The organism is Pseudoclavibacter sp. JAI123 (assembly GCF_013409665.1).
In the GTDB taxonomy this organism is placed as follows: Bacteria; Actinomycetota; Actinomycetes; order Actinomycetales; family Microbacteriaceae; genus Pseudoclavibacter.
The window spans coordinates 1,608,089-1,633,695 of record NZ_JACCCM010000001.1; the positions used below are offsets into that span (position 1 = coordinate 1,608,089).

Consider the following 25,607-nt stretch of genomic DNA (forward strand, 5'->3'; position numbering starts at 1 on the left):
AGTCAGCAGAGTCCGAGGGCGTTGGCTCGCGTCCGCCGGCCTCGCGGTGGCAATGGCAACGTCAGTGAGCGGGTGCTCACTGCTCGGCGAGTGGGACGACCCCTTCACCTTCCAGGAGGTCGTCATCCCTGAATCCGTTGCCGAGCCCGGCAGCCGATTCGAGTACCAGGAGACCGCGCTGCTCCCGCTCGAGGACAGTCGCGAGGTCGCCGTCACCTTCTCGGTGCTGTCGATCGGTGGTCCGGAGAACGCGGGCCTCGCGGAGATCGGCGACGAGTGGACGCACCCGGAATCGGTGAACGTCGAAGTCGGATTGCAGGGTGACGCGCAAGATGGGACGTCGGCGCTTCCACCGGATCTGGTCGGCATCCTCGACGACGGTTCGGTGGCGCCGCGCGCGACCGTCGACGAAGCGCCTGACGCAATCGTCTGCGAAGAAGCCCTGGGCGTCCCCAAGCAGGACGAAGCCGACTCGCAGCAGCTCCGCTGCGCTCTCTATCTCGTACCTCCCGGCAGGGTGCTCGAGCAATTGCAGTGGGATCCGGCGGGCACAGCTGCCGAGTACGCGCAGAACCCGGTGGTGTGGCGGGTCCCGAGCATGGCGGAGCTGATGGCGGGGGAGACTGCCGGGTTGCCGTCGCCCACCCCGTGAGCTCGTCAAGCCCCTCCTTCCTCACGTTCCACCGACCCCGATACACTGACGAAGGACCGCGTCTCTGGCGGTCCGTACGCTACTGATTCGCAAGGAGCATCCTGTGGCCCTTATTGACGTCGTCCACGCCCGCGAGATCCTCGATTCCCGAGGCAACCCAACCGTCGAGGTCGAGGTTCTGCTCGATGACGGATCGACCGGCCGCGCGGCCGTGCCGTCCGGTGCATCCACCGGTGCCTTCGAAGCCTTCGAGCTGCGCGACGGCGACGCCGACCGCTACCTCGGCAAGGGCGTCCAGAAGGCCGTCGAGGCAGTCATCGACGAGATCGACCCCGCCATCGAGTTCTTCGACGCCAGCGACCAGCGCCTCGTCGACGAGGAGCTCAAGGAGCTCGACGGCACCCCGAACAAGAAGCGCCTCGGCGCGAACGCCATCCTCGGCGTGAGCCTCGCGGTCGCCAAGGCTGCAGCCGACTCGGCTGGCCTCCCGCTCTTCCGCTACGTCGGCGGCCCGAACGCGCACGTGCTGCCCGTGCCGATGATGAACATCATCAACGGCGGCGCGCACGCTGACAACGGCATCGACGTGCAGGAGTTCATGATCCTCCCCATCGGTGCAGAGACCTTCAGCGAGGCGCTTCGCTGGGGCACCGAGGTGTACCACCAGCTCAAGAAGACGCTGCACTCCAAGGGCTACGCGACGGGCCTCGGCGACGAGGGCGGCTTCGCCCCCGACCTGCCCAACACGCGTGCGGCTCTCGACCTCATCGTCGAGGCCATCGGCGCGACGAAGTACGAGCTCGGCACCGACATCGTGCTCGGCATGGACGTCGCCTCGAGCGAGTTCTTCAAGGACGGCAAGTACCACTTCGAGGGTGCTGAGGTCTCGGCCGAGGAGATGACGTCCTTCTACGAGAAGCTCGTCGCCGACTACCCGATCGTCACGATCGAGGACCCGCTGGACGAGGACGACTGGTCGGGCTACCAGGCCCTCACCGCCGCCATCGGCGACAAGGTGCAGATCGTCGGCGACGACCTGTTCGTCACCAACCCGGAGCGCCTCCAGCGCGGCATCACCGAGGGCGCGGCCAACTCGCTCCTCGTGAAGGTCAACCAGATCGGCACGCTCACGGAGACGCTCGACGCTGTCTCGCTCGCGCAGCGCGCCGGCTACACGGCGATCCTCTCGCACCGTTCGGGCGAGACCGAGGACGCGACGATCGCTCACCTCGCAGTCGCCACGAACTCCGGGCAGATCAAGACGGGTGCGCCCGCCCGCACCGACCGCGTCGCGAAGTACAACGAGCTCCTCCGCATCGAGGAAGAGCTCGGCGACGCCGCCGTCTACGCGGGACGCAGCGCCTTCCCTCGCCACAAGGCGTAGGCACTGCGCCGCGCTGATCAGCGCGACACACGAACGGGTCGGGGCAAGTCCCCGGCCCGTTCGGCATGATGGAGAGTCGACACGGAGAGGGGGATGAGCATGCCCAACTCGACAGGCAAGTCCGGCGCAGGCAGGAAGACGGGCGCAGCGGACGATTCGAGCACCAGCGCGGGTTCGCGAGCTGGCTCGAAGTCCACCCCGAACACGACGTCGAAGACGCGGCCAGTAACTGCCGCGCCACCGAAATCGAACGCGAAGGCCAAGTCGAACGCGCAGGACAAATCGAACGCGAAGGCCAAGTCGAGCGCGAAGCCGAAGTCCAAGCCCCGCGCCAAGTCCACGTCGACGTCGCCCCGCACATCCGGGCAGGGCGCTTCCGGCTCGCGCGGCCGCATCCCGACCGTGCGCCCGAACGGCGCGACCGTGCTCGTCGCCCTCGTGGTGATCCTCGGCATCGCCGTGCTCGCGCCCACGGCCCAGCGCTACATCGCGCAGCGGCAGTACGTGGCGCAGCTGCAGGCCGAGCTCACCCAGACGCAGCAGAGCGTGGACGAGATCGCCACGGAACGCGACAGGTGGAGCGACCCCGCGTACATCCAGTCGCAGGCACGCGGTCGACTCCTCTTCGTCATGCCGGGTGACACGAGCTACCTCGTGCTCGACCCGCCGGCGACCACCAAGCAGCAGCAGAGCAACATCAGCACCGACCTCCACGAGACGCAGTCAAGCTGGCTCGACAGCTTCGCCGAGTCGCTCGTGACCGCGGGCACGGCCCCGGCGCCGACTCCGACCGACTAGCAGCAGACGCACCACCACGATCAGTGGATGCGCGTGAACGCGGATCCACCCGCACAGCCGAAAGCGACCAATGCTCGAGTACTCAGAAGCCACCGAACGCGATCTCGACGTCATGCGCGAGCAGCTCGGCCGCCCCATGCGGGGGGTCGTCGGCATCGGCGCGCGCTGCGCGTGCGGCAACCCGACCGTCGTCGTCACCCGCCCGCGCCTTCCCGACGGCACGCCGTTCCCCACGCTCTACTACCTCTCCCACCCGGCCGCGACCATCGCCATGTCGCAGATCGAGGCAGACCAGATCATGCCAGAGATGCAGCAGCGCCTCAGCGAGGACGACGAGTTCCGGGCCGCCTACCTCGCCGCGCACGAGCGCTACCTGGCGGAGCGCGAATCCCTCGAGGTCGTCGAGGAGATCTCGGGCGTCACTGCGGGGGGCATGCCGACACGCGTCAAGTGCCTGCACGCGCTCGCCGCCCATTCGCTGGTCGCGGGGCCCGGTGTGAACCCGGTCGGCGACTGGGCCCTTGAGCTGTCAACGTGGTCACCGCAGCGCTGCGTGTGCGCCAACCCCGGTGATGCACTCACCGGTGATGTGCAGGAGTAGACTTGACAAGGTTTTCCTCGCCCAACCATCGCATGCAGGGAGTACAAGTACGTGACTAAGATTCTCATCGTTGGCGGAGGTTACGCCGGCTTCTACACGGCATGGCAGCTCGAGAAGCAGCTGAACCCGGGCGAAGCCCAGGTCACGGTTGTCGACCCACTGCCGTACATGACGTACCAGCCGTTCCTTCCCGAGGTCATCAGCGGAAACATCGAGCCGCGTCACGCGGTCGTCTCGCTGCGACGTCACCTCAAGCGCTCGCGTGTCATCACGGCTGAGGTCACGAACATCGACCACGCCACGAAGACGGCGACCATCACGCCTGAGATCGGCGAGCCCTACACGGTCAACTACGACATCATCGTGGTCACCGCGGGTGCTGTGTCGCGCACGTTCCCGATCCCGGGCATCGCCGACAACGCCATCGGCGTGAAGACGGTCGAAGAGGCCACGTGGATCCGCGACACGATGATCGACAACTTCAACAAGGCGTCGACGATGGCCCCCGGCCCGGAGCGCACGCGCCTCCTGACCTTCGTGGTCGTCGGCGGCGGCTTCGCCGGCATCGAGTCGTTCGCTGAGATGCGCTCGCTCGCGACCGCGCTGCTCGAGGACTACCCGTCGCTGCAGTTCGACGACGTGCACTTCCACCTCATCGAAGCCGCCGGGCGCATCATGCCCGAGGTCTCCGAGGACACGGCTCTCTGGGTCATCAAGAACCTCGCCGAGCGCGGCGCGACCGTGCACCTCAACACGCAGGTCACCTCTGCTGTCGACGGTGTCGTCGAGACGTCGGCCGGCGACAAGTTCCCCACGGACGTCATCGTCTGGACGGCTGGCGTCATGGCCGCTCCGATCATCAAGAGCAACAGCGACCTCCCCGTCGACGAGCGTGGACGCCTCCGCGCCCGCGCCGACCTCCGGGTCGAGGGCGACAACGGCATCGTGCAGGACGCCTGGGCGGCCGGCGACGTGTCCGCTGTCCCGGACCTCTCCGGTGGCGGAGTCGGCGGCTTCTGCGTGCCGAACGCGCAGCACGCGGTTCGCCAGGGCAAGCTCATGGCCTCGAACCTCGTCGCAACGCTTCGCGGCGGAACGCCGAAGGACTACTACCACGAGAACATGGGCGCGGTTGCCGGCCTCGGTATCGGCGTCGGCGCCTTCCAGTCGGGCACCTTCGCCCTGACCGGCGTGCTCGCCTGGCTCGCGCACCGCGGCTACCACGACCTCGCGATCCCGACCGTCGAGCGCAAGATCCGCGTGCTCACGGGCTGGATCAACAACTTCGTGCTCGGGCGCGACTTCGTGTCGCTCAGCGCCCGCGAGACGCCTCGCGCCGGCTTCGAGCGGTTCGCTTCGCGTCCCCGCCCGGCCGTCGCCGAGGCGAAGAAGGACGCGCCTGAGAAGCTCCCCGCGTCGAGCGAGCACGGCGGCGGCAAGCCCGCTGCGCCGTCGGACAAGCCCGCTGCTGACACGAGCGGCAAGAACGCTGCCGAGAAGGTCACGGCTGAGGCAGGTTCGGCCGCTCCCAAGCCCGCCGCCCGCTCGGCGAAGGCTCCCGCTGGCGACAGCAAGTAGCGACGCTCGTCGGGGCCGCCTCATCTTCGGATGCGGCGGCCCCGACGTGTACGCCCCTATAGCCCAACTGGCAGAGGCAGAGGACTTAAAATCCTTGTGTTCTGGGTTCGAATCCCAGTGGGGGCACTTCGCAAGCTCCTCGCTTGCTCCGAGGTCCGCGTGGCACCATGCCCACATGGTGATCGAGGTTCGGGCGGCGAAGCGGTTCGCCGACGTGCAGACGATGGTCGGCCCCAAGCGTCCCGACGCCAATGTGTGCTGGTGCCTCAGCTACCGCATCCCGTCGAAGGAGAACCAGTCGTTGGCGGGCGTCGAGCGTGGTGAGCGCGTCAAGCGTCTGCTCCGCCAGAAGATTCCGCCTGGCGTGCTCGCCTACGACGGCGACGAGGTCGTCGGCTGGGCCGCCGTGCACCCGCGAAGCGACACGAGCTTCGCCCGCAACCGCCGCATCCCGCGCCTCGACGATCTGCCCGTGTGGTCGCTGTGGTGCGTTCGGGTGCGTCCCGGGTTCCGCGGCCAAGGGCTCTCGCATCGCCTCGTCGAGGGTGCTGTTCAGCTCGCGAGGGAGCACGACGCCCCTGTCGTGGAGGCGTATCCCGTTGACAACGGGGGAGCGAAGGTAGATCTCACGATGGCCTATGTCGGCACGCGGGCGCTCTTCGAGAAGGCCGGCTTCTCGAAGGCGTCCGACACCGACTCCGTGCTGAACGGCTTCCCGCGCGTCCTAATGCGTCTCGATCTGCGCTGAAGCGGCCGCGTCGAGGACGCGCCATACTGGCGTCATGCCGATTCTGAACAAGGACATGACCCTCTGCATCTCGCTCGCCGCGCGGCCGTCGAATCTCGGGACGCGCTTCCACAACTTCCTCTACGACGAGCTCGGCCTGAACTTCATCTACAAGGCGTTCACCACGGAGGACATCGAAGGTGCCGTTCGCGGCGTTCGAGCACTGGGGATCCGCGGCTGCTCGGTCTCCATGCCGTTCAAGGAAGCCGTCATCCCGCTCGTGGACGAGCTGGACGCGTCGGCACTCGCGATCGAGTCGGTCAACACCATCGTGAACGACGGAGGAAAGCTCGTCGCCTCCAATACCGACTACGAGGCGATCGCCGCCCTCATCGCGGAGCACGACATCCGCCCGTCGCTGCCCGTTGTCGTGCGCGGGGCGGGCGGCATGGCGAAGGCCGTCGTGGCGGCGTTCCGGGATGCGGGCTTCGCGGATGTCACGGTCGTCGCGCGCAACGAGAGGACGGGCTCCGCACTCGCCGAGAAGTACGGATTCCGGTGGCAGGCCGTGGACCCCTCGCCTGGTCCGTTCGCACTCGTCAATGTCACCCCGCTCGGCATGACGGGCGCCGACGAGGGGGCGCTGTCATTCAGCGAGGAGCACGTCGCCGCAGCCGAGCTTGTCTTCGATGTCGTCGCGTTCCCCGCGGAGACTCCGCTCATCCGCCTTGCACGTTCTCGCGGAGTCCCCGTGATCACGGGCGCGGCCGTGGCTGCGCTGCAGGCCGCGCGTCAGTTCGAGAAGTACACGGGGACGACGATCACCGCTGACCAGGTGGAGCGTGCCGCGGCGTTCTCGCGGCAGGCTGTCTAGGTGGTGATCGCTGCTCGGCGTCCGACGCGCTCAGGCCGCTGGGCACCGAGCATCGCGTGCACGATCATGTCCTCGTCGAGCAGCTCGGAGCGGCCTTCGAGCGCAGTGCGTCCGTTGGCGAGGACCACGACCCGGTGGCTCCACTGCAGGAGCTCCGTCATGTCGGTGCCGAGGAACACCACCGCGGTGCCGGTCTCGGCGAGGCTGTGGAGGAACGCGAACACGGACCGTCTGGCACCGACGTCGACGCCCTGCGTCGGGTGAGCCAGCACCAGGACGCTGCCGCCGCGTTCCACGGCGCGGATGAACTCGGCTTTCTGCTGATCGCCGCCCGAGAGCTCATCGAGCGCGGCGTGAATGTTCGTCGTATTGATGCGCAGACGGTGCACCAGGTCGATCATCTTCCGAGCCCGCGTGATCTCGGCGCTGAGCGAGCTGTCGGCCGGATCGACGCCCTGGCTGAGGCTCCGGTCCGAGTCGAACGAGGGAACGGCGTCCGGGAGGAAGCTCACTCCGTGCGCTTCCGCGGCCCCTGACTCCGTCAGATCGACCGGCTCGCCGAACAGCTCCACGTGACCTTGCCCGGGGTGCTGGGCGCCGCCGAGGATCTCGATGAGCTGGCGGACGCCCGAGTCGTGTGTGCCGGTGATGCCGACGACCTCGCCTGGGCGGACATGCAGATCGACGCCGTGCAGAAGCTGGCCGTCTCCGACGCCGAAGGCAGCGAGTGCCGCGCGATGAGCGTCATCGGCGGCGACCGCGAGCGTCGCATCGGATTCCGGCAGCTCGCCCAGGAGCATGATCGTGAGCTCTTCCGAGCTGAGCCCCGCGATGGGGGTGTCGATGGCGATCCTGCCCTCGCGGAGCACGAGAACACGGTCGACGATGGACTGCACCTCGTCCATCCGGTGCGTGATGTAGAGGATGCCACGTCCTTGCCCGGCAAGCTGGCGCAGGACCCGGTGGAGCAGCGCGATCTCGTGATCTGCGAGCGTCACGGCCACCTCGTCGATCACCACGAGCTGTGCCTCCTCGGCGAGCATGCGCACGACCTCGACGAGCGCGCGTCGACCACGATCGAGCTCGCTGACCATGGCGCCGAGGTCCAGCTCGGCACCGGTCTGGTCGAGCAGCTCGGTCGCGCGTTCGAGGACCTCCTCGTGCGCTTCGCCCGCCCGGTAGGTGTTCCGGAAGAGCGCCTGCGCAACCGTCAAGCCGGTCGGCGGCTCCGCGTTCTGCGTGATGACGCCGACTCCGCATGCCTGCGCTTCGTCGAGCGACTCCGGCGCGTACGGCTCGTCGCCGAGAATCATGGTTCCGGAATCGAGTTGGTGTCGTCCGACGAGCGTGTTGACGAGCGTGCTCTTCCCGGCCCCGTTGACCCCGATCAGGCCGACGATCTGACCTCTGTACAGGGTGAGGTCGATGTCGCGAAGTACGTGCCGGTTGCCGTACGAAGCGGTCGCATCAGTCATGTGCACAAGAGTGTCCATCGTTCCCCCTCGATAGCTCTGCGACGCGTGATTCTGGGATCGACAACGCGCCGTTCGTCCGCCCCCTCCGCAGCGGACTGCGAACTCGGACGAGCCAAATCTATACGATCGCTGACCTCTGCCGCGTATTTCTGGGGTCCAGGTGTGCGTTATGGTCATGTCGGCTGCCGTCGGCAGCCAACACCGACTGGATCTTCGATGCGGCTGAGGTTTGACGTGCGGACACCCGATTCACTGCCATGGTGGCGGCGCTTCCTGGGCCTGGCTGCCGCGGATGTCACGGCCGGGTCTGGAGCTGCGACTGCTGCGGAGCATTCTCCGGGACGCATGAACGATGGCTCGGATGCGTTGGGGAATCTGGTCGGCAAGGGGGAGTCGGACGACGAAACCGCTTCGGAATGGACGATAACGCAGGACGATCTTTCGCCTGCCGTTCCTGAAGGTGTGGAGTCGGCGACTCGAAACGCAAAGGGGAAACACCACATGAGTTCACTCGACGAAGCCATCAGGCAGCTGCTCAGCATCGAGGGCGCCACCGGCGCTGCGATCGTCGACTATGCCAGCGGCATGGCGCTCGCGCAGGGCGGCAATCCGTCCTTCGACCTCGGCATCGCGGCCGCCGGCAACTCCAACGTCGTGCGGGCGAAGCTCGCGACGATGAGCGAGCTCGGCGTCACCGACGAGATCGACGACATCCTGATCACGCTGAGCTCGCAGTACCACCTGATCAACGTGCTCAACACGCAGGGGTCGAACGGCCTGTTCATCTACCTCGTGCTGAGCCGTACGAGCGCGAACCTGGCGCTGGCGCGGCACAAGCTGAAAGCGGTCTCGTCGCAGATCGCGGTGTGACGGCCGGCGACGGGCGCGCGGAGGGGTGACCAATGGTCGCCCCTCTTTGCGCCGAGCAACGTTCTTGTACTGCGTCCACAATATGCGACACTGGTGCCATGATGCATGTGCTGACACCGGGATTCGGGCCAGAGGCCGTCGAGTACGCCGAGGCGCTCGGGATGCAGCGCGCGCTGCACGCCCAGCGGGTCGCCAGTTCGCGCGGTGACACGGTCGTCCTGCTCGAGCACCCGAGCGTCTACACCGCCGGGCGGCTGACACGGGCCAGTGAGCGTCCCGTGGACGGGACACCGGTCGTTGATGCAGACAGGGGCGGCCGTCTGACCTGGCACGGGCCGGGCCAGCTCGTCGGGTATCCGATCGTGCGGCTTCCGGAGCCGATCGATGTCGTGGCGCACGTCCGTCGGCTCGAGGTGGCGCTCATCGAGCTGATCGGCGAACTCGGCATCGTCGGCCGCCAAGTCGCCGGACGGTCTGGAGTTTGGGTGGGACCTGAGGATGCACCTCGGAAGATCGCCTCGATCGGCGTCCGCGTGGTCGAGGCGTGCACCATGCACGGCTTCGCCCTGAACTGCTCGAACGAGCTCGAGCCGTTCCAGCGCATCGTGCCGTGCGGGATCAGCGACGCAGGCGTCACCTCCCTGAGCGTGGAGCTCGGACGGGTGGTCACGCCGGCTGAGATCACCCCACGAGTCGCCGAGCTGCTCACCGAGCACCTCGTCATCCGAAACGAGGTCGCGGCATGACGATCAAGCCCGAGGGGCGGAAGCTGCTCCGTGTCGAGGCGCGCAACGCGGCGACTCCGATCGAGCGCAAGCCGGAGTGGATCAAGACGAGAGCCAGGATGGGGCCCGAGTTCACGAGGGTCTCCGAGCTTGTGAAGGAGGGCGGCCTGCACACGGTCTGCCAGGAGGCAGCCTGCCCCAACATCTACGAGTGCTGGGAAGACAGAGAGGCCACGTTCCTCATCGGGGGATCGCAGTGCACGCGCCGGTGCGACTTCTGCCAGATCGACACGGGCAAGCCAGCTGAGTACGACACCGACGAGCCGCGGAGGGTCGCCGAATCGGTGACCGCGATGGGGCTTCGCTACGCGACGGTGACGGGCGTCGCGCGAGATGACCTGCCTGACGAAGGTGCATGGCTTCATGCGGAGACCGTGCGGCGCATCCACGCCGACAACCCGGCAACAGGCGTCGAGATCCTCGCGACGGACTTCTCCGGAAACCCGGAGCTGCTCGCGGAGGTCTTCTCGTCGCGGCCGGAGGTGTTCGCACACAACGTCGAGACCGTGCCGCGGATCTTCAAGCGCATCCGCCCCGCGTTCCGCTATGAGCGGTCGCTCGGCGTCATCACCCAGGCGAGGAACGCGGGCCTCGTCACGAAGTCCAATCTGATCCTCGGCATGGGGGAGGAGCGCCATGAGATCGAGCAGGCTCTCGCCGACCTCCGCGAAGCCGGCTGCGACATCATCACGCTCACGCAGTACCTGCGCCCCAGCCCACGACACCTGCCGGTGGCCCGGTGGGTGAAGCCGCAGGAGTTCGTCGAGCTGAAATCGGTCGCCGAGGAGATCGGCTTCCTCGGCGTCCTGGCCGGCCCGCTCGTGCGGTCCTCGTACCGTGCGGGGCGCCTGTGGGCGCAGGCTGCTCGGCGCCGGGGGATGCCCATCCCCGAGCACCTTCGGCACCTCGCGGAGTCGGCGTCCAGTGAATTCGCTCAGGCGGTGAGCTGACCCCGCCGCCTCGCAGCCGATGCGGGATACCATTCCGGCATGCTCGAAGTCTGGATCGCCGTCGGAGCCGTGCTCCTCATCGTCATTGCCATCGCCGTGTACGCGGTCGCCACGAGCCGCGCGTTGAAGCGGCTGCAGACGCGCGTGGATGCAGCCTGGACTGACATCACCGCGCAGCTCGTTGCCCGCGAGGAGCTCCTGCCGCAGCTCGAGAGCAGCGTGCGGACGTTCGCGACGCACGAGGACAAGGCCTTCGCCGCGTTCGCCGAGGCGCGTCAGGCCAGCTCGCAGGCGCAGACCCCTGAAGAAGTGAGCGCCGCAGAGAACGGGGTGCAGGGCGCGCTCCGCGGTCTCTTCGCCGCCGCAGAGGCCTACCCGCAGCTGCAGGCGAGTCGGGAGTTCCTGCAGCTCCAGTCCGACCTCGTCGACGTGGAGAACCGCATTCAGGCATCGCGTCGCTTCTACAACGGAGGCGTTCGCGAGTACAACACCAAGGTCAAGGTGTTCCCCAACAATCTCGTCGCCGGCCCGCTCCATTACGAGCAGCGCTCGTTCTTCGAGGTGGCCGACCGTGCCGCCATCTCGCAGCCCCCTCGGGTGCAGTTCTAGTGGCACCGACGCGCCCGCGGGCGCTCCTAGTATTGAGCCTATGACCGAACGAGACCTCGACGAGACGACCGCCACGGCGGCCTCGGCGAGAACCGGCTCCACACTGGCGCAGAACCCCTCGCCAGCGCTGCGCAACGAGAGCGAAGACGAACTCGTCCCACGCGGTCTTCGCATCGGCGCCGCCTGGGCCTGGCGCAGCGTGGCCATCCTGCTCGCGCTCATCCCGCTCGGCTGGCTCGTGACCCAGGCGTCGCTGCTCGTCATCCCCCTGCTCGTGGCCGCACTGCTCGCATCGCTGCTAGCCCCACTCATGAAGTGGCTGGTGGGGAGCGGGCTGCCGCGCTGGGCCGCGCTCATCCTGTCGCTCATCGTGCTGCTGGTCGCCATCGGCACCCTCATCACGCTGGTCATCAGCCAGTTCGCGCAGGGGTTCAACCTCGACCTCGGAAAGCTCGAGGCGCAATACCAGCTGGCCCTGCAGTTCCTCAGGGACTCCCCGCTGCACGTCACCGAGGAACAGGTCGATGCGGGGCTGAGCGAGATCGTCGGCTGGGTGCAGTCGAACGTCAATTCCATCGCGTCGCAAGCGGTCTCGGTCGGGTCGAACGTCGCCGCCTTCCTCGCGGGGACGCTCGTCACCGCGTTCGCGCTGATCTTCTACCTGCTCGACGGGCGCAGCATCTGGCTCTTCATCGTGTCGATCTTCCCGAAGAAGGCGCGCGCCGCCATCGACGGAGCGGGGCAGCGTGGGTGGATCTCCGTGGGCCACTACGTGCGCGTGCAGGTGCTGGTCGCCCTCATCGATGCCGTCGGCATCTACCTCGGTGCCGTCATCCTCCAGGTGCCGTTCGCGCTGCCGATCGGCGTCATCGTGTTCCTCGCCTCGTTCGTGCCCTACATCGGAGCGATCTCGGCGGGCACGATCGCCGTCGCGGTCGCCCTGGCGTACAACGGCTTCCTCAACGCCCTCATCATGCTGATCGTCGTCGTCGCCGTCATGCAGATCGAGTCGCACATCCTGCAGCCGCTGATCATGGGCAGCGCCGTCAAGCTGCATCCGCTCGCCGTGCTGCTGTCGGTGAGCGCCGGAACCATCTTCGGCGGCATCGCCGGTGCCGTCTTCGCGGTCCCGCTCGTTGCAGCGGGCAAGGTCATGGTCCAGTACATCTCTCGGGGCTCCTGGCGAGACGAACCCGACCCGACCAAGCTCACCAAGCCCCCAACACCCCAGCGCGAGAAGTCGCAGCGCGAACAGAAGGCAAGCACGGTATGACCGCTCCCATCATCACGCTGGACCAGATCGTCGCGGCACGCGAAATCGTGCGGCAGGTCATCTCGCAGACGCCCATCGACTCGGCACGCTTCCTCTCGGAGAAGCTCGGCTCGCCTGTGCTGCTCAAGTGCGAGAACATGCAGCGCACCGGGTCGTACAAGATCCGCGGCGCCACGTACCGCCTCTCGCAGCTGAGCGAGGAGCAGCGGTCTCGCGGAGTCGTGGCGGCCTCGGCAGGAAACCATGCGCAGGGCGTCGCGTTTGCTGCGCGAGAGCTCGGCATCAAGGCGACCATCTTCATGCCAGTGGGCGTGCCCCTCCCCAAGCTGCAGGCCACGCGCGGATACGGCGCCGACGTGGTCCTGACCGGTGTCAACGTCGCCGACGCTCTGGTCGCTGCGAAGCAGTTCGCGGTCGACACGGGAGCGGAGTTCATCCACCCGTACGACCACGCCGACATCATCACGGGGCAGGCCACGCTCGCGCTCGACATCCTCGAGCAGGCACCCGACGTCGACACGATCATCGTGCCCATCGGCGGGGGCGGCCTCATCTCGGGCGTCAGCGTCGCGGCGTCGCTCCTCGGCGAGCAGCGTGGTCGGCCGATCCGCATCATCGGCGTGCAGGCCGCGAACTCCGCGCCCTTCCCGGTCTCACTCGAGGCGGGCTACCCGGTGAAGATCCAGGCGCGACCGACGATCGCCGACGGCATCGCCGTCGACGTGCCAGGGGACATCACGTTCGAGGTCGTCCGCAACCTCGTGGATGAGGTGGTCACGGTCTCCGAGGACGACATCTCGCGGGCGATCCTGCTGCTCGTCGAGCGCGCCAAGCTCGTCGCCGAGCCAGCCGGGGCGACTGCCGTCGCGGCGATCCTCGCCGGCAAGATCAAGGACGCGGGCACGACCGTCGCGATCCTCTCGGGCGGCAACATCGACCCGCTCATGCTCGAGAAGGTGCTGAGCCGCGGCCTCGCCGCATCCGATCGCTACCTGAAGCTCGTCATCGAGCTGCAGGACGTTCCGGGTCAGCTCGCGCTCATCGCGAAGACCATCAGCGAGGTCAACGCGAACGTGGTCGAAGTCCTGCACACACGCCACAACAAGGGCCTGCAGGTGAGCCACGTCGAGCTCGAGGTCTCCGTCGAGACGCGCGGCACCGAGCACTCCCATCAGGTGATGGATGCGCTTCGCGCGCTCGGCTACCAGCCGCGCACGAGCCGGGACGCGGCTCCGATGCCGTGACCCGAGCATCCGGCGCGCAGCCCTGACACAGAAGAGGACCTCCCACGGGAGGTCCTCTTCTGCTGCACCGCGTGCGCGCTGCGGCTGGCGCCTACGGGTGGAAGGTCTCGACCTCGACGATCTCGACGTCGATGGAGTTGCCGTTCGGCGCCTCGTAGCTGGTGGATGCGCCGACTGCGAGGCCCAGGATGGAAGCCCCGAGCGGGCTCTCACCCGAGTACACGCGCAACTGCGTCTGCGAGGCCATCTCGCGGCTGCCGAGGAGGAACTTCTGCTCCTTGCCGCCGATCTTGGCCGTCACGACGGTTCCGGTCTCGACGATGCCGGATGCTTCCGGCGCTTCGCGGACCTCGGAGTTCTTCAGCATCGTCTCGAGCTGGTTGATGCGGGCCTCGATCTTGCCCTGCTCGTCCTTCGCCGCGTGGTAGCCGGCGTTCTCCTTGAGGTCGCCGTCTTCGCGCGCCTCTTCGATGCGCTTGGCGATCTCTTCACGACCGTTCACGGCGAGCTCGTCGAGCTCCGCCTTGAGCCGGTCATACGTCTCCTGGGTGAGCCAGGTCACCGATGGGTTAGCCATGCTGGAACTCCTTGTGCAGCCGGATACGACCAAAGCCCTGACGCGAGTCAGGGCCTCAGTCGCCATTCTACGGCAACCAGCATTCCTTCACCAAAGCCGTCGTGCCCGCCTTCGTCGTCCGGACCTGGACATTCAGCACCTGGGACGCCTCGTCGGTGGGTGGGACGTCCACGACGTCCCAGCCGACGACTGCCTGCTGCTCGTCGCGGATCTCGATGGCGCAGGTCACCTCGGTGCCTGCCGGGGCCGTGATGCGGTAGTCGAAGCTCACGTTCGCGTCGTCCAGGATGGAGAACCGGACGGTGTCGGCGCGGATCGCCGAGGAGGAGACCGGGCCGACGGTCGTCGTCGCCCAGAACGCGACGACCGCGATGACGAAGATGCCGACCACCATCCAGATCCAGCGTTCCGGCTTCTTCTCGGAGCGGGGGGCGCGCGCGCCATATCGATCGACGAGATCAGCGCGGGATGCGAGGTCGGCTGCGGGGGTGGCCGCGGCGACGGTTTCGCGTTCAGCTGACACTGGGGGTTCCTCTCGGCGGGAGGGCGTGCACGGCCAGAAACTGGCGGCCGCGCGAGATAGGCTCTCTACCTAGGTTAACGTTCCACGAGGAGACCAGTGACACTTCGACTGATGGCGGTCCACGCCCATCCCGATGACGAGTCCAGCAAGGGTGCAGCGACCTACGCCGCGTACCGTGCGAGGGGTGCCGAGGTCATGGTGGTCAGCTGCACCGGTGGCGAGGCTGGCGACATCCTCAACCCGGGGCTCGAATCCGTCTTCCACGCGCAGCGTGACCTCGCGGGCCTCCGCCGCGTCGAGATGGCCGCCGCACAGGAGTTCCTCGGCGTCGAGCACCGCTGGCTCGGGTACGTCGACTCCGGGATGGCGTCGGAAGACGGCTCGCTGCCCGTGAACTCGTTCGCGAGCATCCCACTCGACATCTCCGCGCGGCCGCTGCTGCGCCTCGTCCGTGAGTTCCGCCCGCACGTGCTCGTCACGTACGACGAGAATGGCGGCTACCCGCACCCAGACCACATCCGCACGCACGACGTTTCCATGCGCGTCTGGCGCGAGTCCGGACTCGCCTCGCACCCCGAGCTCGGCGCACCCTGGCGCATCTCGAAGCTCTACTACGACCGCACCATGAACGGCAAGCGGGCGGACAACCTCCTGCAGCACATCAAGGGACTCGACCCGGAGTCGCCGCTCCTCGAGCGCCTCGAGCAGATGCTCGCCTGGATGCGCGACAAGCCCAGCAACGTCACGACCCAGATCCAGATCGACGAGTTCTTCGACGCCCGCGACTCGGCCCTGCGTTCGCACGCGAGCCAGGTGGCGCCCGATAGCGGCTTCTTCGCGATTCCACGCGACATCGAGGCGGCGGCCTACCCGTACGACGACTTCGAGCTGGTGGACTCACGCGTCGATGCGCCGACGCCGGAGACCGACCTGTTCAGCGGTGTCGACGAGCGGAATGACGACAAGCAGCGCTCCCCGGGGGCTTCCGCGTGATGCTCGTCGCGCAGGCCCAGACCTGGATGCTGACACTCGCCGCGACCGCGCCGACGCCGGGGGAGGAACTGCCTTTCAACCCGGATGACGTGACCCCGGGCCCGCTCGGCTTCTTCGTCTTCATCTTCGTCGCGGTCGCGACCGGACTGCTCGTGATGGACCTCATCCGCCGGACGAGCCGCGTCCAGGCGCGAGCGCGCATCCGCGAGCAGCTGCAGGCCGAGGTCGCTGCGGGCAAGGCCGCGGACGCTGCGGCCGCTGCGCGGCCGGCAGGCTCGGGCGCCGTGGCGACGGGAGATGCCCACCCGGACGGACAGGCCGCACCGGACGCAGAGCAGGCCGCAGGCGAGAAGAAGATCGCCGACTAGGTCCGTCCGGTCAGCCGGTGAAGACCGGCGGGTCGATGCACAGCAGCAGGATGCCCGTCCACTGGCTCAGGAACGCGAGCACCGTGAAGACGTGGAACAGCTCGTGGAAGCCGAAATGGCCCGGCCAGAAGTTCGGACGCTTGAGCGCGTAGAAGACCGCGCCGACGGTGTAGAAGAGACCTCCGACGACGATGAGCACCACCGTCGCCACGTTGACAGCCGCGATATCGCCGAGGTACGCGACGGCCGCCCACCCGAGTGCGATGTACAGCGCCACGTAGAGCCAGCGCGGAGCGCCGATCCAGAACACGCGGAAGCAGATGCCGAGCAGCGCGGCGACCCAGACGACTGCGAACAGCGGCCACCCCTTCTCCGGTGGCAAGGCGACGAGCGCGATGGGCGCGTACGTCCCCGAGATGAGCAGGAAGATGTTGGCGTGGTCGAAGCGCTTGAGCGCGACACGAGCCTTCTCGCTCCAGTTGAAGCGGTGGTAGAGCGCTGAGATGCCGAACAGCAGCCACGAGCAGAGCGCGTAGAGCGCGCAGGCGAGCTTCGCGGTGGTGCCCTCGGCGAGCACGATGAGCACGATGCCGGCAACGACCGACACGGGAAGCGTGCCGGCGTGCACCCAGCCGCGCCAGGACGGTTTCGCCTCCACGACGGGAGCCCCCGACTCTGCCTCGAGCACCGGCAGGTGCACCGTAGGCTCCGGCCCCGGGTCGAGTTCATCGTCTGCGTGATGTTCTGAAGCCACCCTCGAACTCTACGCGGCCTCGTGCACGTGTATCCGACCCGGGGTCCGGTACGTTGGCTGAACCATGTCGATGATTCCCACCAGCTTGCGGAGCTTCCTGTACGGGCTGTACACGAGGCGTCTGCGTCGATCTCTGCACGGACGTCCCAAGCCGAAGCACGTCGCGATGATCATCGACGGCAACCGGCGCTGGGCCAGGCAGCTCGGCCTGCGCGACGCCGCGCAGGGGCACGCGGCGGGCGCGGCCAAGATGATGGAGTTCCTCGCCTGGTGCGACCGGGAGGGAGTGCAGGTCGTCACGCTCTACCTGCTCTCGAACGACAACCTCAAGAACCGCAGCAGCGAGGAGCTCGACGCCCTCATCGACATCATCGAGAAGCTCGCGGTGCAGATCGCCGACAACGCGCGCTGGCGAGTGCACCACGCGGGGTCCTCGGAGCATCTCCCAGCCGGGCTCGGGGCGACGCTCGAGCGCCTGCAGCGCGACACGGCCCAGCGCCGTGGCATGCACGTGAACCTTGCCGTGGGGTACGGAGGCCGCAGCGAGATCGTCGACGCGATGCGGCGGATCGTGCGAGCGCACGCAGCAGACGGGGGCGATGTCGCCGCACTCGCGGACATCCTCACCCCCGATCTCATCGCGGAGCACCTCTACACAGGCGGGCAGCCAGACCCCGACCTCGTGATCCGCACCTCGGGTGAGCAGCGGCTCAGCGACTTCATGCTGTGGCAGTCGGCCCACTCGGAGTTCTACTTCGTCGAGGCGCTCGGGCCGGACCTACGAGAGGTCGATTTCCTGCGCGCCCTGCGCGACTTCGCTTCGCGCCAACGCCGCTACGGACAGTAGCGGCCGCGCTCCCAGACACGAGCCAAGATTTAACGTTCGCCTGCGCGTGGCGTGCGCGGCATCGTCGTACGTTAATGCCATCAGGTACGGTGCCTGATCGAAACGGCCACAGGTTCCCGAAGTTCGTTTCACCCTACCGAGTGCCCCTGTGGTCGGAACGTAACCCAACGACGAGCGAGAGCTTGGCGAAGGAGCGGAACTGCCGTGACACCCGCACAGCGCAACACCGACCACCTCGAGAACGAGGAAGGGAGCGCCGTGCACGTCGCGGTTCCCGACACCGCGACCTCGACCCGCACCTACGTGCTCGACACGTCGGTGCTCCTCAGCGATCCGAGGGCCCTCTTCCGTTTCGCGGAGCATGCCGTCGTCATTCCCGTCGTCGTCATCACGGAGCTCGAGAAGAAGCGGCACGACCCGGAGATCGGGTACTTCGCACGCCAGGCGCTCCGGTTCCTCGATGAGCTGCGCATCAAGCATGAGCGCCTCGACTTCCCGATCACCATCGGGGAGGCCGGAGGCACGTTGCGAGTCGAGCTCAACCACTCGAACATGAGCGTGCTGCCCAGCGGGATGCAGCTCGGAGACAACGACACGCGCATCCTGGCGGTCGCGCAGAACCTGGCTGGCGAGGGGCTCGCGGTCACCGTCGTCTCCAAGGACCTGCCGATGCGCGTCAAGGCGTCGGCGATCGGCCTCGCCGCTGAGGAGTATCGGGCCGAGTTGGCTCGCGACACCGGCTACACGGGGGTCGCCGAGATCTCGCTCGGGGCGGACGAGCTCGACACGCTGTACACCGACGAGACGGTCGCGACCGGGGCCGTCGACGAGCTGCCCGTTAACACGAGCCTCGTGATCCACTCGGATCGCGGCTCCGCGCTCGGACGCGTGTCGGGGAAGGGCGCCGTCCGACTTGTGCGGGGCGATCTGGATGTGTTCGGCGTGCACGGGCGTTCGGCGGAGCAGCGTCTCGCCATCGACCTGCTCCTCGATCAGTCGATCGGCATCGTGTCGCTCGGCGGACGCGCGGGTACTGGGAAGAGTGCCCTCGCCCTGGCCGCGGGCCTCGAGTCAGTCCTCGAACGCGGGCTGCACCGGAAGATCATGGTCTTCCGCCCACTCTTCGCGGTGGGTGGGCAGGAGCTCGGCTTCCTGCCCGGCGACCAGGGCGAGAAGATGAACCCTTGGGGGCAGGCGGTCTACGACGCCCTGTCGGCGATCGTCTCCGAGAACGTCATCGACGAGGTCATGGATCGTGGCATGCTCGAGATCCTCCCTCTCACGCACATCCGCGGGCGGTCGCTCCACGACGCCTTCGTGATCGTGGATGAGGCGCAGTCGCTCGAACGGAACGTGCTGCTCACGATGCTCTCGCGCATCGGCAAGAACTCGCGCGTGGTGCTCACCCACGATGTCGCTCAGCGCGACAATCTGCGCGTCGGTCGGCATGATGGCGTCGCCTCGGTGATCGAGACGCTCAAGGGGCACAAGCTCTTCGCCCACATGACGCTGACGAGGTCCGAGCGCAGCGACATCGCCGCGCTCGTCACCGAGCTGCTGGGTGACTACGAGGTGTGACGCTGCGGACGGGCGCGGGGACTGCCCGGATTGCACTTCGGGCAGCGCCCACGCCCTCGATCCTGTGGATAACTTCTGCGCGGCACGAGTGTGGTGACTAGCGTTCGGGCATGGCAGAGAGAGCAAGGGGGAGCTCTTCTGCCGTGACGAGGCTGGGCTCCGCGCGCGAACACGGGGGAGCGCGGGGCCCGGCCTCTTCGTCACGGCGGTGGAGCTTCGGGGAGTTGCTGTGCGTTGGCGCCCTGGTCGGCGTGGCGGTCGCCGCGGCGGTTGCGGGGCGGCTCGGCGAGCTCCCGGTGATGGTCGCGCTCGCGATCGTCACGCCCCGTCTCGTCGTCACTGACGTGAGGGAGCACCGACTGCCGAATCCGCTCGTGGTGTTCGCCGCGCTTGGCCTGCTCCTCGCGTGCTGCCTCGACTGGCTCCTCACCGGGAGCCTCGACCTGGTGGCGATCGTCATCGGCGTGCTGGTCGGAGCTGTGCTCCTGCTCTGCTCCGTGCTCGGCGGGCTGGGCATGGGCGACGTGAAACTCGGGGCCGTCCTCGCGGCCGCGGCGGCTCTGGTGCACCCGTCCCTCGCCGCTCTCCTTGTCTTCCTCGCCGTCCTGTTCGGGGGACTGCAGAGCATCGTCGTGCTCGCCTGCACCCGCGATCGGCGGCGGAGCATCGCGCTCGGGCCGGCGCTGCTCGCCGGTTACTGGCTCCCCGTGACGTGGCTGGCCGTGTCCGGGCCGGTGTGACCGCCACGCGCTTGCGACGGCGCCCGCCCGCTTGAGGACAGCACCGGGGGATGACAGCAATGACCCGCCGTGTCGCCACGGCGGGTCATTGCTGCGCAGACGCGCGCTTACAGGTTCGGCGAGGTCATGCTGAGCACGTCGAGCTTCTCGTCGAGCTGCTCTTCCGTGATGTCGCCACGCTCGACGTAGCCGAGGTCGATGACGGCCTGGCGGACGGTGACCTTGTTGGCAACGGAGTACTTCGCGATCTTCGCGGCGGCCTCGTACCCGATGATGCGGTTGAGCGGAGTGACGATCGACGGGGAGGACTCGGCCAGGGCGCGAGCGCGCTCTTCGTTGGCGACGAGGCCATCGACGGTCTTGTCAGCGAGCACGCGGACGCTGTTCGCGAGGAGACGGATGGACTCGAGCAGCGCGGTTCCCATGACGGGGATCTGCACGTTCAGCTCGAACGAACCAGAGGCTCCTCCGAAGACGATGGCCGCGTCGTTGCCGATGACGCGCGATGCCACCATGAGGACCGCCTCTGGCACGACCGGGTTGACCTTGCCCGGCATGATCGAGGAGCCCGGCTGCAGGTCGGGGATCAGGATCTCGCCGAGGCCCGTGTTCGGCCCGGATCCCATCCAGCGGAGGTCGTTGTTGATCTTGATGAGGCTCACCGCGATCGTCCGCAGCGCGCCCGAGGCTTCGACGAGGCCGTCACGCGCGCCCTGTGCCTCGAAGTGGTCGAGCGCCTCGGTGAGGGGGAGCTTCGAGTTCTCGGCCAGCTCGGCGATGACCTGCTGCGAGAACCCGGCCGGGGTGTTGATGCCGGTGCCCGTCGCGGTTCCACCGAGGGGGACCTCGGCGACGCGTGAGATCGTCGACTGCACGCGCTCGATGCCGAGGCGGATCTGCCTGGCGTAGCCGGCGAACTCCTGGCCGAGCGTGACCGGGGTCGCATCCATGAGGTGCGTGCGGCCGGCCTTCACGGTGGTCGCCCACTGCTGGGCTTTGCGCTCGAGGGCTTCAGCGAGGTGCTCGAGACCGGGGACGAGGTTGTTGAGCAGCGCGTCCGTGACGGCGACGTGCACCGACGTCGGGAACACGTCGTTCGACGACTGCGAGGCGTTCACGTGGTCGTTCGGGTGAACGGTCTCCCCGAGGCCTCGTGTGGCGAGAGTCGCGAGGACCTCGTTGATGTTCATGTTCGACGAGGTGCCGGAGCCGGTCTGGTAGACGTCGATCGGGAACTGATCGAGGTGCTCTCCGTCGATGATCTGCTGTGCGGCGGCCACGATGGCGTCGGCCACGGGCTGCTCGATGATGCCGAGCTTGGCGTTCACGATCGCGGCGGCGCGCTTGATGCGTGCGAGGGCGATGATCTGGCCCGGTTCGAGGCCCGCACCGGAGATGGGGAAGTTCTCGACGGCGCGCTGAGTCTGCGCAGCGTAGAGGGCGTTCTTGGGAACGCGGACCTCGCCCATCGTGTCGTGCTCGATGCGGTACTCGTCTTGATTTTCCACCACGTTGTGTGACCTTTCCAGGTAGCCGATCTCTGTAGAGGCCAGCCTACCGAGTACTGGCCTCAGCCGAGGTCGGCAGCGACGAGCTCTGCCAGTTTCGTGACGGTCTCCGGCTTGTTGTTGCCGTAGACGAGGTAGGCCTGGTCGCCCTGCTCGTGGACGAGCATGTAGGCACGGTTGCCGGCGTCCTCCGGGCTCAGGTTCGTCGCGTCGTACTCGATCCAGTCGAGGCCGCCGACCTGCACGGTGCCCGTCGGCGTGCGCTCGCGCGTTGCGTCGAGCAACCAGGTCGGGTTGACGCCGATGCCCTGGCTCAGCCCCACGTACTCCGTCGGGGCATCCTTCGGGCCGACGAGGAAGCCGATGTACCACTCGCTCACGCCGTCGGCGCTCGTGCGGATCTCGGCCTCGTTCGCGGTCCAGTCTGCCGGGACCTGCGGCACGACGAGCGGCTCGGCGAAGTCGCCCTGCGCGCTCTCGGCCTCCGAGGCGAAGTCGACGTCGAAGGACACCGGCGTCTCGTTGCGCGGAACGATGGCGACGATGAAGACAACGAGGCCGAGCGAGACGAGGAGCGAGTAGACGAGATTGTTGATCGTCTTGCGCTTGCGGTACAGGCGCGAGGACTCGGCCTTCCGCGCGAAGGTCTCTTCCGGAGTCTCGGGGCGACCGAGCTCCGCGACGATCGGGGGTTGCTTCTGCTTGGCCATCAGGACTCGTCGGTGTCGTCGGTGCGCCGGCGTGCCGCCTCGAGGCGTTTGCGTGCGCCGAGCAGCCACGACTCGCAGTGCGCCGCGAGCTGCTCGCCGCGCTCCCAGAGCTTGAGTGAGGCCTCGAGCGAGGCACTACCCTGTTCGAGCTGGCTCACGACGGAGATGAGCTCGTCGCGTGCCTGCTCGTAGCTGAGCTCTGCGATGTCGGACTGTTCCTGCATGGTGGTCATTCTACGTTCGCCTCCGTTGCGCCATTCGAGGCGCCGGTCGTGATGATGGGCTCGCCGCCGAGGGACGAGGCCGTGATGCGGCCGTCAGCCGTGCGGATACGGAGCTCGGCGGACGCTGGGGCGTCCTGCCAGGCCGTGACGAGTGTGCGAGCGGCGCCGTCGACGCGCTCGACGATCGAGTATCCGCGCTCGAGCGTGCCCTGCGGGGAGAGGCCGCGCAGATGGCGGGCCAGCGACTCGAGCTTGTCCTGTTCTCGGTCGAGGCGACGGGTGATGAGCTCTTCGCCGCGCTGCGAGGCGCGCATGAGCTCCTCGCCGCGCTGGTCGATGATCCAGGACGGGTTGGCGAGCGCCGGGCGAGACACGAGGGACTCGAGGGCATTCGACTCGCTGCGAACGCGGTCGACGATGCGCTGCAGGATTCGGGACCTTGCCTGCTGGACTCCAGCGAGTTCCTCCGCCACGTCTGGCACGACCCGCTTGGCGGCGTCCGTCGGGGTGGAGGCTCGGAGATCGGCGACATCGTCGAGGATCGGTCGATCGGCTTCGTGGCCGATGGCGCTGACGACGGGTGTCGAGAGCTCGGAGACGAGCCGCACGAGGCTCTCGTCGCTGAAGGGGAGGAGGTGCTGGAAGTCGCCACCGCCTCGCGCGACGATGATGACATCGACCTCTGGGTCTGCGTCGAGCTGCAGCAATGCGGCCGAGACCTCGGCGACCGTGCGCTCGCCCTGCACGGAGGTGTGGATCGTGCGGAACTGCACTGCTGGCCAGCGGAGCTCCGAGTTGCGTCGCACGTCCTTCTCAGCGTCGGACTCTCGCCCCGTGATGAGTCCGATGGTGCCGGGCAGGAAGGGGAGAGCCTGCTTGCGGCCATCGGCGAAGAGGCCCTCGGCGGCCAGCTGCTTGCGGAGCCGTTCGAGCCGTTCGAGGAGGTCGCCGAGTCCGACGTGCCGCAGGTCGGAGACTTGCATCGAGAGCGTGCCGCCTTTGACCCAGAAGTCTGGTTTGACGCTCGCGATGACGCGGTCGCCTTGCTTGAACTCGCCGTCGAGACGCTGGACGACGCTGCGCCAGGCGGTCACCGAGAGCGTGGCGTCCGCGTCGAGGTCCTTGATCTTGCCGTAGGCGTGCCCGCCTCGGATGCTCCAGCCGGTGAGCTCGCCCTCGATCCAGACGGAGCCGAGGCGCGCGATCCAGTCTCGAACGAGTTCGGAGACGACGCTGACCGGCCAGGGTGCATCCGGTGTCGACTTCGGGGGCTGGATGACGACCACGTGCCTCTTTCGGAGATCTGGGCTGTCCCGCGCGGATGCGATCAGGACTGCGCATCAGGACCGAGAAACTCGGCCCTGGCTTGCGATATCGAGGATATCGCGTGCCAGGGCCGAGTTCTCGTGCCTGTGGAGAGCGCCACCGCGCTCTTCGGTGGCTACCGGGCGTGTCGCGTCAGGTGGACGTCGGCGTCGCGGTTGGCAGTGCGCCGCTCGAGAGCGCCTGAAGCAGCTCTCCGTGGAGCAGGATCGCGGTCAACGTGAAGCCGAAGATCGTGATCAGGGTGACGACGGCGCCGATGACGGGAATCCACATGGCGCGCTTGCCTGCTTTCCAGCGGATCAGCGTGAGGTAGAGCGTGAGCGCGTAGATCGCGGGAAGCACGAGGATCGCCGTCGTGGACAACACGCCGAGTCCTTCAGGCCGGACGTAGTCGCTGATCCCGAAGTCCTCATAGAGCAGGGCCATCTGGCCCGCCAGCGAGTTCTCCGTGAACGTCGTCATGTTCAGGATCGTGGCGACGAGGCCGAGCACCAGGAACCCGATGCCGAGGAAGCGGTCGTTCTTGCGTTTCGCCTCCTGCACCGTGTCCTGCTGCTCGGCTCCCGGCGTCACACTCACGCCGCTGAGTGACCGAACGAGCCGAGCTGCTTGGTGGCCTCGACGACGCGAGCCGCCATGGCGGACTCGGCCTTCTTGCCCCACGAGCGGGGGTCGTAGACCTTCTTGTTGCCGACTTCCCCGTCGATCTTGAGGAAGCCGTCGTAGTTCTTGAGCACCGTGTCGGCGACCGAGCGGCTGAACGCGTACTGCGTGTCCGTGTCGATGTTCATCTTGATGACGCCGTTGCGCACTGCCTCGGCGATCTCTTCGTCGGTGGATCCCGAGCCGCCGTGGAAGACGAGGTCGAGCGGCTTGGCTCCGGTGCCGTACTTCTCAGCCAGGCCCGCCTGGATCTCCGCGAGGAGTTCAGGACGGAGCTTGACGTTGCCGGGCTTGTAGACGCCGTGGACGTTGCCGAACGTGAGCGCGGCCATGTAGCGGCCACGGTCGCCGAGACCGAGAGCTTCGACGGTCGCGATCGCGTCATCGAGCGTCGTGTACAGGTGCTCGTTGATCTCGTGCGCGACGCCATCTTCTTCGCCGCCGACGACACCGATCTCGACCTCGAGGATCTGGTTGTTGGCCTGGGTGAGCTTGAGGATCTTCGAGGCGATCTCGAGGTTCTCAGCGAGCGGCACAGCCGAGCCGTCCCACATGTGCGACTGGAAGATCGGCTCGCCGCCGCGCTTGATCTGCTCGGCGGATGCCTCGAGGAGCGGGTAGACGAATCCGTCGAGCGCATCCTTCGGGCAGTGGTCGGTGTGGAGTGCGACCGTGATGGGGTAGTTCTTCGCGACCTCGTGTGCGAATGCGGCCATGGCCAGCGCGCCGGAGGCGCGTGCCTTCACGGACTGGCCGGCGAAGTAGTCGGCGCCGCCCGTCGTGACCTGGAGGATGCCGTCAGAGCCGGCTTCGGTGAGACCCTGGAGGACGGAGTTGATGGTCGACGAGCTGGAGACGTTGATCGCGGGGTACGCGAAGCCGCCTTCCTTGGCTCGGTTCAGCATCTCGGCGTACTGGTCCGGTGTTGCGATGGGCATGTGTGCTCCTTCAGCGCTTGGAACTTACGCGTGAAGTC

At 67.5% G+C, this 25,607-nt stretch carries 28 protein-coding genes and 1 tRNA gene; 19 read left to right on the forward strand and 10 right to left on the reverse strand.

The window, feature by feature from the left end; all coding sequences use genetic code 11:
* Positions 1–64: 64 nt before the first annotated feature.
* The 8 genes from HDC34_RS07565 (at position 65) to HDC34_RS07600 (ending at position 6,614) form a co-directional block, all read left to right on the forward strand.
* Positions 65–652 (forward strand): hypothetical protein, encoded by a 588-nt coding sequence (locus HDC34_RS07565; protein ID WP_179556437.1) that lies wholly within the window; start codon positions 65–67, stop codon positions 650–652.
* A gap of 103 nt (positions 653–755) precedes the next feature.
* On the forward strand, positions 756–2,036 hold the full coding sequence (eno, locus tag HDC34_RS07570; RefSeq protein WP_104253687.1) for a phosphopyruvate hydratase: 1,281 nt from the start codon (positions 756–758) through the stop codon (positions 2,034–2,036).
* A gap of 99 nt (positions 2,037–2,135) precedes the next feature.
* On the forward strand, positions 2,136–2,834 hold the full coding sequence (locus tag HDC34_RS07575) for a septum formation initiator family protein (protein WP_179556438.1): 699 nt from the start codon (positions 2,136–2,138) through the stop codon (positions 2,832–2,834).
* 70 nt (positions 2,835–2,904) lie between these two features.
* Positions 2,905–3,435 carry a DUF501 domain-containing protein gene (locus HDC34_RS07580; RefSeq protein WP_249311999.1) on the forward strand — a complete coding sequence of 177 codons (531 nt, stop codon included), beginning with the start codon at positions 2,905–2,907 and terminating at the stop codon, positions 3,433–3,435.
* Between the two features lie 51 nt (positions 3,436–3,486).
* The gene (locus HDC34_RS07585) at positions 3,487–5,013 is read left to right on the forward strand and encodes an FAD-dependent oxidoreductase (protein WP_104312350.1); all 1,527 of its coding nucleotides are present in this window, start codon (positions 3,487–3,489) and stop codon (positions 5,011–5,013) included.
* Between the two features lie 52 nt (positions 5,014–5,065).
* Positions 5,066–5,139: transfer RNA gene (locus tag HDC34_RS07590), tRNA-Leu, on the forward strand.
* A gap of 49 nt (positions 5,140–5,188) precedes the next feature.
* Positions 5,189–5,761 carry a GNAT family N-acetyltransferase gene (locus HDC34_RS07595; protein WP_179556439.1) on the forward strand — a complete coding sequence of 191 codons (573 nt, stop codon included), beginning with the start codon at positions 5,189–5,191 and terminating at the stop codon, positions 5,759–5,761.
* A 34-nt stretch (positions 5,762–5,795) separates the two neighbouring features.
* Entirely contained in the window at positions 5,796–6,614 is an 819-nt protein-coding gene (locus tag HDC34_RS07600) for a shikimate 5-dehydrogenase (protein ID WP_179556440.1), read from the forward strand.
* On the opposite strand, the gene HDC34_RS07605 is transcribed toward HDC34_RS07600, so the two are convergent.
* Complete coding sequence (locus tag HDC34_RS07605) at positions 6,611–8,089, reverse strand: ATP-binding cassette domain-containing protein (RefSeq protein ID WP_179556441.1); 1,479 nt, start codon at positions 8,087–8,089, stop codon at positions 6,611–6,613. The genes HDC34_RS07600 and HDC34_RS07605 overlap by 4 nt on opposite strands.
* A gap of 501 nt (positions 8,090–8,590) precedes the next feature.
* On the opposite strand from HDC34_RS07605, the gene HDC34_RS07610 reads away from it, so the two are divergent.
* The 6 genes from HDC34_RS07610 (at position 8,591) to ilvA (ending at position 13,820) form a co-directional block, all read left to right on the forward strand.
* Complete coding sequence (locus tag HDC34_RS07610; protein WP_104312347.1) at positions 8,591–8,959, forward strand: hypothetical protein; 369 nt, start codon at positions 8,591–8,593, stop codon at positions 8,957–8,959.
* A gap of 98 nt (positions 8,960–9,057) precedes the next feature.
* Positions 9,058–9,705, forward strand: a complete 648-nt coding sequence (gene lipB / locus HDC34_RS07615; protein WP_179556442.1) for a lipoyl(octanoyl) transferase LipB — start codon at positions 9,058–9,060, stop codon at positions 9,703–9,705.
* A complete protein-coding gene (lipA, locus tag HDC34_RS07620; protein WP_179556443.1) occupies positions 9,702–10,694 on the forward strand; it encodes a lipoyl synthase in 993 nt (330 codons plus the stop codon). Before lipB ends, lipA begins: the two co-directional genes overlap by 4 nt.
* A gap of 39 nt (positions 10,695–10,733) precedes the next feature.
* Positions 10,734–11,303: a LemA family protein gene (locus tag HDC34_RS07625; RefSeq protein ID WP_179556444.1), complete on the forward strand. Its 570-nt coding sequence runs from the start codon at positions 10,734–10,736 to the stop codon at positions 11,301–11,303.
* A 40-nt stretch (positions 11,304–11,343) separates the two neighbouring features.
* On the forward strand, positions 11,344–12,576 hold the full coding sequence (locus HDC34_RS07630; RefSeq protein WP_179556445.1) for an AI-2E family transporter: 1,233 nt from the start codon (positions 11,344–11,346) through the stop codon (positions 12,574–12,576).
* Positions 12,573–13,820: a threonine ammonia-lyase gene (gene ilvA, locus HDC34_RS07635; RefSeq protein WP_179556446.1), complete on the forward strand. Its 1,248-nt coding sequence runs from the start codon at positions 12,573–12,575 to the stop codon at positions 13,818–13,820. The genes HDC34_RS07630 and ilvA overlap by 4 nt, the downstream gene beginning before the upstream one ends.
* Before the next feature lie 91 nt (positions 13,821–13,911).
* Here ilvA and greA read toward each other — a convergent pair whose 3' ends face one another.
* Both greA and HDC34_RS07645 read right to left on the reverse strand, forming a co-directional pair.
* Positions 13,912–14,397 (reverse strand): transcription elongation factor GreA, encoded by a 486-nt coding sequence (gene greA / locus HDC34_RS07640; protein ID WP_104253676.1) that lies wholly within the window; start codon positions 14,395–14,397, stop codon positions 13,912–13,914.
* A 67-nt stretch (positions 14,398–14,464) separates the two neighbouring features.
* Positions 14,465–14,920, reverse strand: coding sequence for a DUF4307 domain-containing protein (locus tag HDC34_RS07645; protein ID WP_179556447.1), 456 nt, complete (start codon positions 14,918–14,920; stop codon positions 14,465–14,467).
* A 96-nt stretch (positions 14,921–15,016) separates the two neighbouring features.
* On the opposite strand from HDC34_RS07645, the gene mca reads away from it, so the two are divergent.
* Together mca and HDC34_RS07655 are read left to right on the forward strand one after the other, a co-directional pair.
* Positions 15,017–15,913 carry a mycothiol conjugate amidase Mca gene (gene mca, locus HDC34_RS07650; protein ID WP_308807285.1) on the forward strand — a complete coding sequence of 299 codons (897 nt, stop codon included), beginning with the start codon at positions 15,017–15,019 and terminating at the stop codon, positions 15,911–15,913.
* Positions 15,910–16,281 (forward strand): hypothetical protein, encoded by a 372-nt coding sequence (locus HDC34_RS07655; RefSeq protein WP_179556448.1) that lies wholly within the window; start codon positions 15,910–15,912, stop codon positions 16,279–16,281. Before mca ends, HDC34_RS07655 begins: the two co-directional genes overlap by 4 nt.
* A 10-nt stretch (positions 16,282–16,291) precedes the next feature.
* On the opposite strand, the gene HDC34_RS07660 is transcribed toward HDC34_RS07655, so the two are convergent.
* A complete protein-coding gene (locus tag HDC34_RS07660) occupies positions 16,292–17,035 on the reverse strand; it encodes a hemolysin III family protein (RefSeq protein ID WP_179556449.1) in 744 nt (247 codons plus the stop codon).
* A gap of 70 nt (positions 17,036–17,105) precedes the next feature.
* Here HDC34_RS07660 and HDC34_RS07665 point away from each other — a divergent pair, with 70 nt between their 5' ends.
* The 3 genes from HDC34_RS07665 (at position 17,106) to HDC34_RS07675 (ending at position 20,200) form a co-directional block, all read left to right on the forward strand.
* Complete coding sequence (locus tag HDC34_RS07665) at positions 17,106–17,882, forward strand: isoprenyl transferase (protein WP_371030422.1); 777 nt, start codon at positions 17,106–17,108, stop codon at positions 17,880–17,882.
* 258 nt (positions 17,883–18,140) lie between these two features.
* The gene (locus tag HDC34_RS07670) at positions 18,141–19,460 is read left to right on the forward strand and encodes a PhoH family protein (protein WP_308807333.1); all 1,320 of its coding nucleotides are present in this window, start codon (positions 18,141–18,143) and stop codon (positions 19,458–19,460) included.
* 110 nt (positions 19,461–19,570) lie between these two features.
* Positions 19,571–20,200 carry a prepilin peptidase gene (locus HDC34_RS07675; RefSeq protein WP_179556452.1) on the forward strand — a complete coding sequence of 210 codons (630 nt, stop codon included), beginning with the start codon at positions 19,571–19,573 and terminating at the stop codon, positions 20,198–20,200.
* 107 nt (positions 20,201–20,307) lie between these two features.
* Here HDC34_RS07675 and HDC34_RS07680 read toward each other — a convergent pair whose 3' ends face one another.
* The 6 genes from HDC34_RS07680 to fbaA all read right to left on the reverse strand — a co-directional run bounded on the left by HDC34_RS07680 (position 20,308) and on the right by fbaA (position 25,569).
* Entirely contained in the window at positions 20,308–21,711 is a 1,404-nt protein-coding gene (locus HDC34_RS07680) for a class II fumarate hydratase (protein WP_371030393.1), read from the reverse strand.
* A 59-nt stretch (positions 21,712–21,770) separates the two neighbouring features.
* Complete coding sequence (locus HDC34_RS07685) at positions 21,771–22,418, reverse strand: DUF4245 domain-containing protein (protein WP_104312333.1); 648 nt, start codon at positions 22,416–22,418, stop codon at positions 21,771–21,773.
* Positions 22,418–22,642 carry an exodeoxyribonuclease VII small subunit gene (locus HDC34_RS07690; protein ID WP_371030391.1) on the reverse strand — a complete coding sequence of 75 codons (225 nt, stop codon included), beginning with the start codon at positions 22,640–22,642 and terminating at the stop codon, positions 22,418–22,420. Before HDC34_RS07690 ends, HDC34_RS07685 begins: the two co-directional genes overlap by 1 nt.
* Positions 22,643–22,647: 5 nt before the next feature.
* A complete protein-coding gene (gene xseA / locus HDC34_RS07695) occupies positions 22,648–23,928 on the reverse strand; it encodes an exodeoxyribonuclease VII large subunit (protein ID WP_308807286.1) in 1,281 nt (426 codons plus the stop codon).
* Positions 23,929–24,100: 172 nt separating this feature from the next.
* Positions 24,101–24,547 carry a DUF6264 family protein gene (locus tag HDC34_RS07700; protein ID WP_146080813.1) on the reverse strand — a complete coding sequence of 149 codons (447 nt, stop codon included), beginning with the start codon at positions 24,545–24,547 and terminating at the stop codon, positions 24,101–24,103.
* The gene (gene fbaA, locus HDC34_RS07705; protein WP_104312330.1) at positions 24,544–25,569 is read right to left on the reverse strand and encodes a class II fructose-bisphosphate aldolase; all 1,026 of its coding nucleotides are present in this window, start codon (positions 25,567–25,569) and stop codon (positions 24,544–24,546) included. The genes HDC34_RS07700 and fbaA overlap by 4 nt, the downstream gene beginning before the upstream one ends.
* Positions 25,570–25,607 lie beyond the last annotated feature (38 nt).

Bases quoted from the DNA above. Each gene is read 5' to 3' on its own strand.
- HDC34_RS07575 (WP_179556438.1), top strand. From the start codon at position 2,136: ATGCCCAACTCGACAGGCAAGTCCGGCGCAGGCAGGAAGACGGGCGCA.
- HDC34_RS07580 (WP_249311999.1), top strand. From the start codon at position 2,905: ATGCTCGAGTACTCAGAAGCCACCGAACGCGATCTCGACGTCATGCGC.
- HDC34_RS07595 (WP_179556439.1), top strand. From the start codon at position 5,189: ATGGTGATCGAGGTTCGGGCGGCGAAGCGGTTCGCCGACGTGCAGACG.
- HDC34_RS07600 (WP_179556440.1), top strand. From the start codon at position 5,796: ATGCCGATTCTGAACAAGGACATGACCCTCTGCATCTCGCTCGCCGCG.
- HDC34_RS07605 (WP_179556441.1), bottom strand. From the start codon at position 8,089: ATGACTGATGCGACCGCTTCGTACGGCAACCGGCACGTACTTCGCGAC.
- HDC34_RS07610 (WP_104312347.1), top strand. From the start codon at position 8,591: ATGAGTTCACTCGACGAAGCCATCAGGCAGCTGCTCAGCATCGAGGGC.
- lipB (WP_179556442.1), top strand. From the start codon at position 9,058: ATGATGCATGTGCTGACACCGGGATTCGGGCCAGAGGCCGTCGAGTAC.
- lipA (WP_179556443.1), top strand. From the start codon at position 9,702: ATGACGATCAAGCCCGAGGGGCGGAAGCTGCTCCGTGTCGAGGCGCGC.
- HDC34_RS07625 (WP_179556444.1), top strand. From the start codon at position 10,734: ATGCTCGAAGTCTGGATCGCCGTCGGAGCCGTGCTCCTCATCGTCATT.
- HDC34_RS07630 (WP_179556445.1), top strand. From the start codon at position 11,344: ATGACCGAACGAGACCTCGACGAGACGACCGCCACGGCGGCCTCGGCG.
- ilvA (WP_179556446.1), top strand. From the start codon at position 12,573: ATGACCGCTCCCATCATCACGCTGGACCAGATCGTCGCGGCACGCGAA.
- greA (WP_104253676.1), bottom strand. From the start codon at position 14,397: ATGGCTAACCCATCGGTGACCTGGCTCACCCAGGAGACGTATGACCGG.
- HDC34_RS07665 (WP_371030422.1), top strand. From the start codon at position 17,106: ATGATTCCCACCAGCTTGCGGAGCTTCCTGTACGGGCTGTACACGAGG.
- HDC34_RS07675 (WP_179556452.1), top strand. From the start codon at position 19,571: ATGGCAGAGAGAGCAAGGGGGAGCTCTTCTGCCGTGACGAGGCTGGGC.
- HDC34_RS07685 (WP_104312333.1), bottom strand. From the start codon at position 22,418: ATGGCCAAGCAGAAGCAACCCCCGATCGTCGCGGAGCTCGGTCGCCCC.
- HDC34_RS07690 (WP_371030391.1), bottom strand. From the start codon at position 22,642: ATGCAGGAACAGTCCGACATCGCAGAGCTCAGCTACGAGCAGGCACGC.
- fbaA (WP_104312330.1), bottom strand. From the start codon at position 25,569: ATGCCCATCGCAACACCGGACCAGTACGCCGAGATGCTGAACCGAGCC.